Source organism: Caballeronia sp. INML3B, assembly GCF_023631305.1.
Taxonomy (GTDB): domain Bacteria; phylum Pseudomonadota; class Gammaproteobacteria; order Burkholderiales; family Burkholderiaceae; genus Caballeronia; species Caballeronia turbans.
Map to the genome: position 1 here is coordinate 347,159 of NZ_JALQDI010000040.1, position 13,191 is coordinate 360,349.

11 protein-coding genes are annotated in these 13,191 nt (G+C 62.8%); 6 read left to right on the top strand and 5 right to left on the bottom strand.

All coding sequences use genetic code 11. The annotated features are described in order from the left end of the window. Positions 1–19 precede the first annotated feature (19 nt). Positions 20–727: a Crp/Fnr family transcriptional regulator gene (locus tag NCS58_RS17220; protein WP_061115865.1), complete on the bottom strand. Its 708-nt coding sequence runs from the start codon at positions 725–727 to the stop codon at positions 20–22. A 77-nt stretch (positions 728–804) separates the two neighbouring features. Next, positions 805–1,458, bottom strand: a complete 654-nt coding sequence (locus NCS58_RS17225; protein WP_061116097.1) for a glutathione S-transferase family protein — start codon at positions 1,456–1,458, stop codon at positions 805–807. A gap of 209 nt (positions 1,459–1,667) precedes the next feature. Here NCS58_RS17225 and NCS58_RS17230 point away from each other — a divergent pair, with 209 nt between their 5' ends. Next, on the top strand, positions 1,668–3,059 hold the full coding sequence (locus NCS58_RS17230) for a polyhydroxyalkanoate depolymerase (protein ID WP_061115864.1): 1,392 nt from the start codon (positions 1,668–1,670) through the stop codon (positions 3,057–3,059). 2 nt (positions 3,060–3,061) lie between these two features. Here the strand turns inward: NCS58_RS17230 and NCS58_RS17235 are convergent, their stop codons facing one another. From NCS58_RS17235 to NCS58_RS17245, 3 genes are read right to left on the bottom strand one after another with little or no spacing between them, the layout of a single operon-like run. Next, positions 3,062–4,426 carry an ATP-binding protein gene (locus NCS58_RS17235; protein ID WP_061115863.1) on the bottom strand — a complete coding sequence of 455 codons (1,365 nt, stop codon included), beginning with the start codon at positions 4,424–4,426 and terminating at the stop codon, positions 3,062–3,064. After that, entirely contained in the window at positions 4,423–5,136 is a 714-nt protein-coding gene (locus tag NCS58_RS17240; protein ID WP_061115862.1) for a response regulator, read from the bottom strand. The genes NCS58_RS17235 and NCS58_RS17240 overlap by 4 nt, the downstream gene beginning before the upstream one ends. A gap of 13 nt (positions 5,137–5,149) precedes the next feature. Next, positions 5,150–5,440 carry an EF-hand domain-containing protein gene (locus NCS58_RS17245; RefSeq protein ID WP_061115861.1) on the bottom strand — a complete coding sequence of 97 codons (291 nt, stop codon included), beginning with the start codon at positions 5,438–5,440 and terminating at the stop codon, positions 5,150–5,152. Positions 5,441–5,698: 258 nt separating this feature from the next. On the opposite strand from NCS58_RS17245, the gene NCS58_RS17250 reads away from it, so the two are divergent. From NCS58_RS17250 to NCS58_RS17280, 5 genes are all read left to right on the top strand, one after another. Beyond that, on the top strand, positions 5,699–6,034 hold the full coding sequence (locus NCS58_RS17250; RefSeq protein WP_250477414.1) for a hypothetical protein: 336 nt from the start codon (positions 5,699–5,701) through the stop codon (positions 6,032–6,034). Positions 6,035–6,256: 222 nt separating this feature from the next. Then, a complete protein-coding gene (locus tag NCS58_RS17255) occupies positions 6,257–6,538 on the top strand; it encodes a DUF3303 domain-containing protein (protein WP_061115859.1) in 282 nt (93 codons plus the stop codon). Positions 6,539–6,721: 183 nt separating this feature from the next. Continuing rightward, a complete protein-coding gene (locus NCS58_RS17260; protein WP_061115858.1) occupies positions 6,722–7,558 on the top strand; it encodes a 3-keto-5-aminohexanoate cleavage protein in 837 nt (278 codons plus the stop codon). 739 nt (positions 7,559–8,297) lie between these two features. After that, positions 8,298–12,128 carry an ESPR-type extended signal peptide-containing protein gene (locus NCS58_RS34485; RefSeq protein WP_409241827.1) on the top strand — a complete coding sequence of 1,277 codons (3,831 nt, stop codon included), beginning with the start codon at positions 8,298–8,300 and terminating at the stop codon, positions 12,126–12,128. 83 nt (positions 12,129–12,211) lie between these two features. Continuing rightward, a complete protein-coding gene (locus NCS58_RS17280; RefSeq protein ID WP_250538749.1) occupies positions 12,212–13,162 on the top strand; it encodes a YadA family autotransporter adhesin in 951 nt (316 codons plus the stop codon). The last annotated feature ends 29 nt before the right edge of the window (positions 13,163–13,191 follow it).

Genomic DNA, 13,191 nt, shown 5'->3' on the forward strand with positions numbered 1-13,191 from the left:
GAAAATCGACGAACGTTCGTCAGTGGTGTTCGAGCATCGTGCGATCGACGATGCGCACTTGCCGCCCGTTGAGACCGATCGCGCCCTCGCGTTGCAGCTTCGACAGCATGCGGCTCACGGTTTCCAGTTCGAGTCCGAGATAGCTGCCGATGTCCGAACGCGTCATCGGCAGGATCAGTTCGTTCGCATGTTCGCGGGCTGGAGCAGTGCACGCGTCGAGGCGCTCGGAGAAATCGAGCAGGAACGCGGCGACGCGCTCGCGCGCGGGCATCGTGCCGAGCATCAGCGCGAGACGCGACGCGCGCACGATTTCCGCGCTCATGATCGCGAGCAGCTCGTGCTGCATGGCCGCGTACTCGCGGCACAGGGGTTCGAGTATGCCGACCGGCATGATCCGCACGACGCTTGGCTCGAGCGCGATGGCGTCGCTTTCGTGCCGCCCCGTGCACACCCCGTCGAGGCCGAGCGTTTCATTCGCGAAGTGAAAACCCGTGACCTGCGTGTGCGGAGCGCTGTCGTCGCTGACGCTGGGATACGTCGCGACGGCCTTGAAGCAGCCGCCTTGCACCGTATAGAGGCTGCGCAGCGGCTCGCCCGTGCAATAAAGCGCGTCGCCGCGCTCGACGGTACGGGTCGGAAACGGAATGGCGTCGGTGTCCGAGAAGCGGACGTGCAGCGTCGGCGCGGCGCGCCTGACCGAGGCGTCTGGGTGGATCGACGGTTCCATGACGGGTTTCCTCCTACAGACTCAGTATGGTTCACGGATGAAGGAAAGGAAAACCCGGTGCGTCTGCGGCGCGACGTTCAGAATTCGACGTCCAGTTCGTCGATCTCTTCGGCTTCCTGCTGCGCATCGGCGATCCACTGGCGCATTTCCGGCATGGCGAGAATGCGCTCGCCGTACGCGACGATATCGGCGTCGAGCTTTACGTCGTAGGTGACGAAGCGCGTGACGACCGGCGCGAACATCGCATCCGCGCACGTGCGTTCGCCGAAAAGATACGGACCGCCGTATTGCGCGAGACACTCGTGCCAGATGGTCACGATGCGCTCGATGTCGGTCTGCGCGCGCGCCCACACCTTGAAGCCGGGAAAGTGCGCCTTGAGGTTCATCGGCAAGGCGGAGCGCAATGCGGCGAAGCCCGAATGCATCTCGCCGCAGATCGCCCGGCAATGCGCGCGCTCGGCACGTTCCTTCGGCAGCAGGCGGGCGCCGGGGCGCACTTCGTTCAGATACTCGCCGATCGCGAGGGTGTCCCAGACCTTGATGCCATCGTGAAAGAGACACGGAACGAGAATCGATGGCGAGAGCAGCAGCAGCTCGGCGCGCGCGCCGGGATCGTCCGCGGGCATCACGACTTCCTCGAACGGCAGTCCGCTGAACTTCGTGAGCAGCCAGCCGCGCAGCGACCAGGACGAATAGTTCTTGCTGCTGATGGTAAGCGTGGCGTTCGCCATGAGGTTCTCCTCGCGCGTCGTGCACCAAGACGGATCGAGCGCGGCGCGTGCGGGCACCGAAAGGCGGCAAAACGCGCTCGTGAACGGTAGCGGTGCAAAGGGTATGCCAGTCGCTCGGTCGGGTGAGCCGTCGCCACGGTCGACTGGCATACGTATTGCCTTGTTTCGTTGCTCCAATTCGACGCATGCGCGGCCCGCGTGCAAGAGAGATGAATCCCTTTGCTTACGCGGGCTATCAGGCCTGGTCCGATTCGATGCTGCCGATACGCCACGCCGCCTCGCTCGCGGGCGGCGCGCTGCGGGTCTGGAAGGAGATCGGCGCAACGCCGCAAGGCCGCGGCCTTAACGCGATCTGCGAACTGATCGAGCTTGCCGGACTCACGCACGCGCGGCCGGCGTTCGGTATTGCGGAAGTGGACGTCGAAGGCCAGCCGATGCGCGTCGTGGAAGAGGTGACGGCGCGCACGCCGTTCTGCGACCTGCTGCATTTCCGCAAGGCCGATGTGGCCGTTGCGCAGCCCCGCGTGCTGCTCATCGCGCCGATGTCGGGCCACTTCGCGACGTTGCTGCGCGGCACCGTGCGCACGATGCTCGCCGACCACGACGTCTATATCACCGACTGGCGCAATCCGCGCGACGTGTCTCTGATGCACGGCCGCTTCGGCTTCGACGAGTACGTGCAGCACATCATCGACTTCATCGAAACGATCGGGCCGGGCGCGCATCTGCTCGCGGTGTGTCAGCCGACCGTCGCGGCGCTCTCGGCGGTCGCACTGATGGCCGAGGACCGGCATCCCGCTGAGCCGGCGAGCATGACGCTGATGGCCGGTCCGATCGACACCCGCGTGAATCCCACGCGCGTAAACGAGCTCGCGAAGAGCAAGCCGATCGAATGGTTCGAGCGCAACCTGATCGGGATGGTGCCGTTCGGCTTCGCGGGCGCGATGCGGCGCGTCTATCCCGGCTTCATGCAACTGGGCGCGTTCATGTCGATGAATCTCGCGCGCCACCTCGAATCGTTCGAGGAGATGCATCGTCAGCGCGCGAAGGGCGATCCCGCTCAGGCCGACGTGATCCGTGTTTTCTACGAGGAATACTTCGCGACGATGGACCTCACCGCGGAGTTCTATCTGGAGACCGTCGATACGGTGTTTCAGCGGCACGCGTTGCCGTTGAAGCAACTCGAAGTGCGCGGCCGCAAGGTCGATCCGTCGGCGATCCGGCGCACTGCGCTCTTCACCGTCGAGGGCGAGCGCGACGACATCTGCGCAGTCGGCCAGACGCTCGCCGCGCAGGATCTGTGCGACAAGCTGCGGCCGTACCTGAAGGCGCATCACGTGCAGACGGGCGTCGGGCACTACGGCGTATTCAACGGCAAGCGCTGGGAGCGGCAGATTTATCCGCGCATCCGCGCGTTGATCCACGACAACGAGCCGAGTCCCGCCGGCGTCAACGCGCGCGCGCAGCCGATGGTCCCGTTGCAGGCGATCGCACCGCTCGCGCGCGAATCGACGGTCGTCGAGGAGCAGGCGCAAGCGGCGAAAGAGGGCGGCGCGAAGCAGGCAATCGCCGATCCCGACGACGCACACGCCACGAAATAGCGTCAGCTCGCCGCCGCGCCGGAAAGCGGCAGCACGATGCGCGATTCCGCTCCGCCGCCTTCGCGTGCGCGCAGCTCGAGCGTGCCGCCATGCAGCCGCGCGATGCGCTCGACGATCGCGAGACCGAGGCCCGTGCCTTTCGGCTGGCCTTCGCCGCCACCGCGTTTGAACGGTTGCTTGAGCGCTTCCGGATCCTGTTCGCCGAGTCCCTTGCCGCGATCCGCGATCACGATGCACGCGGCATTCGCCCGCGCGTCGGTCCACGTGCGCACTTCCAGCCCGGTCACGCCGTACAGCACCGCGTTCTGCATCAGGTTCATGAGCATGCGCAACATGCTGATCGGGCGAAACGGGAACGGTTCGATGTGGCCGAGATCGAGCGCGAACTCGTGTCCCAGTCCCGCGAAATCGGCAGCGAGACTGGCGATCAGCGCATTCAGATCACCGACGATGGGCGTCTCCTTCGCGCCGCTGCCCGCGTAATCCATGAACTGCTGAAGAATCGTGTCGATGGTGTCGAGATAGCCCTCCGCCGATGCCGCGAACGCCGCATCCTTCGCAGGCACGGAGGACATCGCCATGGCGAGGCGCAGCTTGGTCATCGGCGTGCGGATGTCGTGCGAGATGCCTGCGAGCATCAGCGCGCGCGTCGCTTCGGCTTCCTTCAGCGCGGCCGTCATGCGGTTGAACGCGCCGCTCACTTGCGCGATTTCGGTGGGGCCGTCCGTCGGCAGGACGCCCGGCTCGCCGCCCGCGGAAACGAGCCGCGCGGCATCGGCGAGATGCGCGAGCGGGCGGTTCAGGTGGCGCTGGATCACATAGGCCGTCGCGAACGCGAGCGCGCCGAGTCCAAGCGACAGAAGGAGGGCGGTCACGAGGCCGTCGTCGTGTGCCGCTTCGGGCACCGGCAACGCAAGCCAGCGCGGCTCGCCCGACAGATGCGCGCGGATCCACAAGCGTTGCTGGCCGTCGTCGGCCGTTTCGCCGCCTTGCCAGCGCACGAGCATGCCGGCGGGCAAGTGCTGCCGCAGGCTCTCGATGAACGTCTGACGCTGATACGTTTGATAGAAGCGCAAGCGCGATCCCGGCGCCGTCTCGTGCGCGCCGGCGGGCAAGTCGCGGCGCAGGTCGAGGTGCGCGGCGACTGTTTGCGCGGCGTCGGGTGGCGTTGTTTGCAAAAGCGTGTCGAGCGTGACGATGTAGCTTGCGAACGTCGCCGCCGCCCGCTCGATGCGCGGCGTCTGGATGAAGTGCAGCAGCACCGCGATCGCGCATACCTGGCTCACGGCGACGAGCGCGACCAGCAACAGGATGTTGCGCGCGAAGAGCGAGCGCGGCACGAAATGGACGCGACGCACGGCGCTCACGATTCGATTTCGGCGAGCAGCATGTAGCCGACGCCCCAGACGGTCTTGATGAAGCGCGGCTTGCCCGGGTCTTCCTCGACGATCTGACGCAGCCGCAGCACCTGCACGTCGATGCTGCGATCGAGCGCATCGTGATCGCGGCCGCGCGTGCGGGCGATGAGGTTGTCGCGGCTCACCGCGCGGTTCGGCGACGAGCCGAGCGCATGGAGCAACTGCATCTGCGCCGAATGGATATCGAACGGCTCGCCGTTGCGATAGAGCTTTTGCCTCGCGAGATCGAGGCGGAATTCGCCGAAGCGGACGACCTGCTGCGTGTGCGTCGGATCGCCGGCGGCGATTTTCTGGCGGCGCAGCAGCGCGCGCACGCGAGCGACGAGTTCTTGCGGCAGGAAGGGTTTGGCGAGGTAATCGTCGGCGCCGGTTTCGAGGCCGATCACCTTGTCGACCGGATCGCCCTTGGCCGTGAGCATCAGGATAGGCAGCGTCTGGCCTTCGGCGCGCAGGCGCTTGCAGACCGAGAGGCCGTCTTCGGGCTCCATCATCCAGTCGAGCACGAGCAGGTCGTAAGGCTCGCGCTGAAGGTAGCGGTCGAGCCGCTTGCCGTTCTCGACGACGCGGACCTCGAACCCCTGCGTACTCAGAAAACGCTGCAGCATGTTGCGCAACTCGGCTTCGTCGTCGAGCACGATGATCTTCGGCAGGGTTTCCATGGATGCTCCCGGATCAGCGTTGCGTGGCGTGCTCGCGCATGAAGGCTTCGATCTGCGGCAGCGTCACGTAGCCGTTCTTCTGTGTGTCGATCTCATCGAAGTGCCTGGCCACCATCGGCATGCCGGCCGACGCCTGCTCGCGCGTGAGCTTGCCGTCGTGCGTCGTGTTCGCGCTCGAGAAGCGGGTCTGCAACTGCCCGAGCGCGTGTTCCACGCGCGGACTCGCGCCCATCGGCTGGGTCGCGGTTTGCGCGAACGCGGCGCACGCCACGCATGCCGCAAGCATGACAAGAATTTTTCGCATGGCTTTCTCCCTGGCCGGATACGAATGAACGTCGACGGTGATGCCATTCTATTGAGCCGCACGGCGAACGCAATCTCACGGATGCTACGAATCATGTCGCCGGATTTCATGCGCGGATCCGCACGCTTTTGCCGACATGCGGCGACATAAGTTACGGCTCACGCTTGGCGCGACGCTTCGCTATCGTTCTCATCGCCGGCAGACGTGTTTCGTTCACGCTGCCGAATTCCATGTTCCACGATGCATGAGGACTTCACCATGAACATCCGTTTGCTTAGCGTCTCCGCCGTTGCCGCCATCAGCCTGACCTGCGCCAAAACCGCAGCGGCTGGAACGAGCGTGCAGGTTTCCTATGTCGCGCCGGCCGTCGTCTACGCGCCGCCGCCGCGTCCGGTGTACTACTACGCGCCGCCGCCGAGGCCGCCTTATTACTACGTGCCCGCGCGCACCGTAGTCGTCGCGCCCGTGGCGGTCGCCGTGCCTCCGCCTCCGCCGAGGCCGGTCGTCGTGGTGTCGCCGTATGTGGTCCCGCCGTCCGTCAGGATCACGTATGCGCAACCGGTGCTCGCGACGCCCGTCGTCGTGATGCATTGACCGATGCCACGCTCGCGTTTGCGTAATCCGGTGGCAGGAGCATAGTGCATCCCGGCCGCGCCCAATGCGTACTGCAATATGCAACCGATATGCAGCGATACGCGGCGATGCAATGCGCGCCTGCCTCCTATACTGAATGAACCGCGTCGACCCGATGGGCCGATGCGGCGGCGACCCGGCGCTTCGCGCCGTTTCATGGCGTTCCAACAGGAGGATCGAGCCATGCTATTCATCGTCAACTGGACTGCGCAGCCCGAGGTCGAACGCCAGGCGGCCGAGCGATTCATTCAAACCCGCGGCGCGCCGCCCGAGGGCATCAAGCTGCTTGGACGCTGGCATGCGATCGGCTCCATCTGGGGCGTCGCCGTATGCGAATGCGACGACATCGAGCCGCTCGCGTGCTGGGCGCACGAGTGGGCCGATCTGTTCATGTTCGACATCAAACCGGCGATCACCGACGAGCAGGTCGGCAAAATGCTGTTGGAATATGCGCAGCGACAGTAGACGAACACGCCGGCCGATTCGTCGTACGAACAGCGATGCACAGGCCGGTGAGTCAGGGTTTGTTTGGCTGGCAGCGGAACGGACAATGCGTCACTATCACAAACGTACTAGTTAGTTCAAATCTGAGCGCCGTTCGCGATCCTGCATTGTTGCCGCAAGAATGGCGCCTTCAAGGAGCGAAGCGTGACCCAATCCCCTACGAAAGAACCGTGCGTGATATCGGTTGCCATTACCGGCTCGGTCCCCCGCAAGAAGGACAATCCCGCCGTGCCGATCACGATCGCCGAACAGATCGAGAGTACGCATGAGGCGTATGAAGCGGGCGCGACGCTCGTGCATCTGCATGTGCGCGATGAAGATGAACGCTCCAGCTCGGACCGGCATCGGTTTGCGGACTTGCAGGAGGGCATCCGCAAGCATTGCCCGGACATCATCATCCAGTTTTCGACGGGCGGGCGCGGACGCTCGTTCGAGCAGCGCGGCGCGATGCTCGACTTGAAGCCTGACATGGCGTCGCTGGCGACGGGCTCGGTCAATTTTCCGACGATCGTCTACGAGAATCCGCCCGACTTCGTACGCTCGCTCGCGCAGATGATGCTCGATCACAATGTGAAGCCCGAGATCGAGATTTTCGATCTGGCGATGCTCTATAACACCGTCGATCTGGTGAATCAGGGCTTGTTGAAGTCACCCGTGCACGTTCAGTTCGTGCTTGGCGTGAAGAACGCCTTGCCCGCGCGGCTCGAGATTCTCGAATTCGAAGTCGAGCAGTTGAAGAAGAACTTGCCCGATGCGACGTGGACCGCTGCGGGCATCGGGCGTCATCAGCTCGAAGTGAATCACTGGACGCTGCAGTTGGGCGGGCACTGTCGCACGGGGCTGGAAGACAACGTGCGCTGGGACAAGGACACGCTCGCGAAAAGCAATGCGCAATTGGTGAGTCGGGTGGCGTCGCTGTGCGCGGAGTATGGAAGGCCGGTGGCGACGGCGCAGGAGGCGCGGAAGTTGTTGTCGATTTGAGTGTTGTCCATGCGGGTCGAGGCGCGCCGTCGGGAAACCACGGCGCGCTTTTTGTTTGTCTTTTCACCTGCGCGGATCGTGACGCCGCCGATGCGGGTACGCGTCTGCATGTCCATTGGCGACGACGCGACCAGCGTCCTGCCCGCGCTTTCATCGATGGCCGACGCAGCTTCCCCGCCAGCGATCCCGCGCCCGAGGGCTCCGACGCATCGACGTGCGGATCGAGCAAAGTCGGCTCCGCTTAGCCTTCTGCGCAGCACGAAACCCGAACGTACAACCGAAATAAAATTCGTTGATATCGCTTCCCAGGCTTATTCAAGACGGTTTCCCGACGATTCCATTTGGCACTCAATTAGCCTTGTTAGTTGCCTCGCGTCAGTTTTTTTGCAAGTAAGAAAGTTCGACTGAAGGCCTTCGGATTTTGAAACATTTTGGATTCCTTAATCGGAATAGAGGTTTTTTCAGAATTTATGAATTGAAACGCCCGCCGCGAAGGCCAAGAATTGCGGACCTCCATTGTGGCGGGAGCGTATAGATATACCAATGTTACGTCTTGTAACGTTAGTAAATCTAACTATTTGGTCATATCTACGCCACTGAAGATCCTGAATTCGAATGCTGGCCGACCGGCCGCAAACTAAATGCAAGAAATCACAAGCTGTTTCATTTATCTGTCCTGGCGAGCGGGCGCTTCATGCCGAGTCGTGAATGTTGAGCGATTGAATCTACGAGGTTTCGAGTGAACAAAACGTATAAGGTGGTGTGGAGTCAGGCGTCTGGAGAGTGGGTGGTTGCGCATGAATTTGCTCGGACCAAGGGGAAGAGCACGAAGCGATCGGCGGTTGTGGCTGCCTCCGCGATGGCTACGTTTGCGGGCGGAACGGCGCACGCGGTGGATGCGAATAGCTATGTAAATGGTGTCTTCGACGCGGACGCATATGTGAACTGCTTCTCATCGACGGCTAGCGGTCCGCAGGGCGGCGCAGCGTGTGACAGCGGTGGCAAGACTGGAGTGGGCTTTGTCGCGTTTGACCAGGCTGCGCTGGTGGGCGCTTATGCCGTCGCTACGGACTCCAACACGCTTGTGTTCGGTACCGCGGGTGCCGACCAGCTGACCATTGTCACAGATCCCGGCACCAGTATGACCACGATCAACGCATACGCGCAGATCAACATGAACCGGGACAAGATCACGGGACTGGCGCCCGGACTTGTGAATGCCGCTAGCTTGGACGCGATCAATGGCTCTCAGCTCTTCACGGTGTCCAGTTCGATGTCCTCAGGCCTGAGCACGGCGTCAAGCAGAGTGAATTCGCTCTCGACGGGTCTGAGCACGGTGAATTCAAGTGTCAATTCACTGTCGACTTCGGTTTCGATTGGCTTGAGCACTGTGACGTCGAACGTGAGTTCGTTGTCGACGGGATTGAGCACGGTGAGTTCAGGTCTCGACTCGCTGTCGGGTTCGGTTTCGACCGGCTTGAGCACGGTCACGTCGAATGTTGGTTCTCTTTCCACGGGTCTCAGCACGGTGAGTTCAGGTCTGGACTCGTTATCGAGTTCAACCTCGTCGGGATTGAGCACGGTTACCTCGAGCGTTGATTCACTTTCCACGGGTCTCAGCACGGTAAGTTCCGGTCTGGACTCGCTGTCGAGTTCGACCTCGACGGGCCTGAGCACGGTGACCTCGGGCCTCGATTCACTGTCCAGTTCGACGTCGACGGGTTTGAGCACGGCGACGTCTAGCGTCGCTTCGCTTTCCACCGGCCTGAGCTCGCTGTCGACAGGTTTGAGCACAGTTACCTCGAACGTTGATTCACTTTCCACGGGGCTCAGCACGGTAAGTTCCGGTCTCGACTCGTTGTCGACATCGACCTCGACGAGTTTGAGCACGGTGACCTCCAGTCTCGACTCGCTGTCGACATCGACCTCGACGGGTTTGAGCACGGTGACATCGAGCGTCGCTTCGCTCTCCACCGGGCTGAGCACGGTGACGTCCGGTGTGAACTCGCTGTCTACGGGTTTGAGCACGATCACGTCTAGCGTGAGTTCGCTATCCACAGGGCTCAGCACGGTGAACTCCGGTCTGGACTCACTGTCGACATCGACCTCGACGGGCTTGAGCACGGCTACTTCGAAAGTTGATTCTCTTTCCACAGGTCTCAGCACAGTGACCTCCGGTCTGGACTCATTGTCAACCTCGACCTCGACGGGCCTGAGCACGGTGACCTCAGGCCTCGACTCGTTGTCGACCTCGACCTCGACGAGTTTGAGCACGGTGACCTCCAGTCTCGACTCGCTGTCGACCTCAACCTCGACCGGCCTGAGCACGGTGACCTCGAGCGTCGCTTCGCTCTCCACCGGGCTGAGCACGGTGACGTCCGGTGTGACCTCGCTGTCTACGGGTTTGAGCACCATCACGTCTAGCGTGAGTTCGCTATCCACAGGGCTCAGCACGGTGAACTCCGGTCTGGACTCGCTGTCGACATCGACCTCGACGGGCTTGAGCACGGTGACCTCCGGTCTCGACTCGTTGTCGACATCGACCTCGACGGGCTTGAGCACGGTTACATCGAATGTTGGTTCTCTTTCCACCGGTCTCAGCACGGTGACATCTGGTCTGGACTCGTTGTCGACCTCAACCTCGACGGGCCTGAGCACGGTGACCTCGAGCGTCGCTTCGCTCTCCACCGGGCTGAGCACGGTGACGTCCGGTGTGACCTCGCTGTCTACGGGTTTGAGCACCATCACGTCTAGCGTGAGTTCGCTATCCACAGGGCTCAGCACGGTGAACTCCGGTCTGGACTCGCTGTCGACCTCAACCTCGACCGGCCTGAGCACGGTGACCTCAGGCCTCGACTCGTTATCGACCTCGACCTCGACCAGTTTGAGCACGGTGACCTCCGGTCTCGACTCGCTGTCCACCTCGACCTCGACAGGCTTGAGCACGGTTACATCTAATGTTGATTCTCTCTCCACAGGGCTCAGCACGGTGACATCTGGTCTGGACTCGCTGTCGACCTCAACCTCGACGGGCCTGAGCACGGTGACCTCGAGCGTCGCTTCGCTTTCCACCGGACTGAGCACGGTGACGTCTAACGTGGACTCGCTGTCCACGGGACTCAGCACGGTTACGTCCAATGTAAGTTCCCTGTCGACAGGATTGAGTACAGTCGCATCAAATGTTGATTCTCTTTCCACGGGTCTCAGCACGGTAAGTTCCGGTCTCGACTCGCTGTCGACCTCGACCTCAACGGGCTTGAGTACGGTGACCTCGGGCCTCGACTCGTTGTCGACCTCGACCTCGACAGGCCTGAGCACGGTGACATCGAACGTTGATTCTCTTTCCACAGGCCTCAGCACGGTGACCTCCGGCCTCGACTCGCTGTCGACCTCAACGTCGACAGGCTTGAGCACGGTGACATCGAGCGTCGCGTCGCTTTCCACCGGCCTCAGCACGGTAACCTCCGGCATCGCGTCTCTGTCGACGGGTATCGACACGCTGTCCGCATCCACCTCCACGGCTGTGACAACGCTGTCAACCGGCATCGTTACGCTTTCGACCTCGACTTCGACCGCAGTCGTCTCGTTGTCGACGGGAGTCCATTCGCTGTCGGTCGCCTTGGACAACACCGTCCAGTACGATGATCCGGGTCACACGAGCGTTACGTTCGGCACACCGGGCTCGCCGGTTACGCTCAAGAATGTCGCGCCTGGGACGGTAGATGCAACCAGCCTGGAGGCGATCAACGGCTCGCAACTCTTTGCGACCGCGCAAAGCGCCGCGGAGGCGCTGGGCGGCGGATCATCCGTTGACGCCGACGGCAAGATCACCAAGCCGACCTACACGTTCACCGACAATTCGACGTTCGACAACGTCGGCGACGCGCTCACCAACCTCGACGGCCGCGTCACGCAGAACACATCGGACATCAGCATCATCAACACGACGCTGAGCACGATCAACAACGGCGGCGGCATCAAGTACTTCCATACCAATTCGACCCTTCCGGATTCTTCCGCGCTCGGCGTCGATGCGGTGGCGATCGGCGGCAACGCGATCGCATCTGCGGATAACGCCGTTGCGCTCGGCTCCAACTCGTTGGCGGATCAGCCGAACACGGTATCGGTGGGCTCGGCGACCTCGCAGCGTCGCATCACGAACGTCGCGGCCGGCTCGGATGCGACCGATGCCGTCAACGTCTCGCAATTGACCTCGACGATCTCGTCGAGCCTTGCAAACGTAGTGACCTACGACGATCCGACGCGCAGCAGAGTCACGCTGCATGCGCAGGATCCACAAGCGCAGGTAACGATCGACAACGTGGCCAACGGGAAGGTCGACCAGACGAGCCACGAAGCGATCAACGGCTCGCAACTCTTTGCGACCGCGCAAAGCGCCGCGGACGCGCTGGGCGGCGGATCATCCGTTGACGCCGACGGCAAGATCACCAAGCCGACCTATACGTTCATCGACAATTCGACGTTCAACAACACGGCGACGCGCTCGCTAACCTCGACGGCCGCGTTACGCAGAACACGGCGGGCATCGCCACGATCAACGACACGCTGAACAACATCACGACGGGCGGCGGGATCAAGTACTTCCACGCCAATTCGACGCTGCCGGATTCGTCCGCGACGGGCGCGGACTCGGTGGCAATCGGAGGCAGCGCGTCGGCAACGGCGGCCAACTCGGTGGCATTGGGTTCGAACTCCGTGGCGGATCGTCCGAATACCGTTTCGGTCGGCTCGGCAAACGCGTCGCGTCAGATCACGAACGTGGCGGCCGGCACGGAGGACACGGACGCCGTCAATGTGTCGCAGTTGAAGCAAGCGGGCCTGATCGACGGCGACGGCTCGTCGAAAACAGCCGTGACGTATGACACGGGTACGGATGGCAAAGCCGACTATTCGAACCTGACGCTCGGCAATGGCACCGGCGCGACGACGATTCACAACGTCGCGGCGGGCGTTGCGGGCACCGATGCCGTGAACGTGAACCAGATGAACGCCGCGCTCGACCGCGTGACGAACATCGCCGAGAGCGGCGGCAATCCGTTGTTCGCGGCCGACGGGGATCGCAACACCGAGGTTGCCAGCGCTACCGGCGCCCACGCTACCGCGATGGGCGCGAACGCGAACGCGAGGGCGGACAATTCGGTCGCGCTCGGTGCGAGTTCGGTGGCCGACCGGGCGAACACGGTATCGGTCGGATCCGCAGGCAACGAACGTCAGATCACGAACGTCGCCAACGGCACGCAAGACACCGACGCGGTCAACGTCCGACAATTGAACCTGGCATCGGCGCAGGCGCAGAGCTACACCGATTCGCGCATCGCTGGCGTGCAGAGCCAGATCAACAACGTCGCCAGCACGGCTTACGGTGGTATCGCCGCGGCGATGGCCGCAGCCGGATTGCCGCAGCCTACCGCTCCGGGGAAGACCATGGTGGCCGTCGCGGGGGCGCGTTACGCGAGCGCATCCGGCGCGGCGATCGGTATCTCGTACGTGACGCAGGACGATCGGTGGGTGGTGAAGGCGTCGGGTAACACCAGCAGTTCCGGCAATATCGGGTTTACCATCGGCGCGGGTCATCAGTGGTAAGCGCCTGACGTAGCAGCCGAGTGATCGGG

What these genes read in the sequence shown, in the direction of transcription:
- NCS58_RS17220 (WP_061115865.1), bottom strand. Translation starts at nt 727, where the DNA reads ATGGAACCGTCGATCCACCCAGACGCCTCGGTCAGGCGCGCCGCGCCG.
- NCS58_RS17225 (WP_061116097.1), bottom strand. Translation starts at nt 1,458, where the DNA reads ATGGCGAACGCCACGCTTACCATCAGCAGCAAGAACTATTCGTCCTGG.
- NCS58_RS17230 (WP_061115864.1), top strand. Translation starts at nt 1,668, where the DNA reads ATGAATCCCTTTGCTTACGCGGGCTATCAGGCCTGGTCCGATTCGATG.
- NCS58_RS17240 (WP_061115862.1), bottom strand. Translation starts at nt 5,136, where the DNA reads ATGGAAACCCTGCCGAAGATCATCGTGCTCGACGACGAAGCCGAGTTG.
- NCS58_RS17245 (WP_061115861.1), bottom strand. Translation starts at nt 5,440, where the DNA reads ATGCGAAAAATTCTTGTCATGCTTGCGGCATGCGTGGCGTGCGCCGCG.
- NCS58_RS17250 (WP_250477414.1), top strand. Translation starts at nt 5,699, where the DNA reads ATGAACATCCGTTTGCTTAGCGTCTCCGCCGTTGCCGCCATCAGCCTG.
- NCS58_RS17255 (WP_061115859.1), top strand. Translation starts at nt 6,257, where the DNA reads ATGCTATTCATCGTCAACTGGACTGCGCAGCCCGAGGTCGAACGCCAG.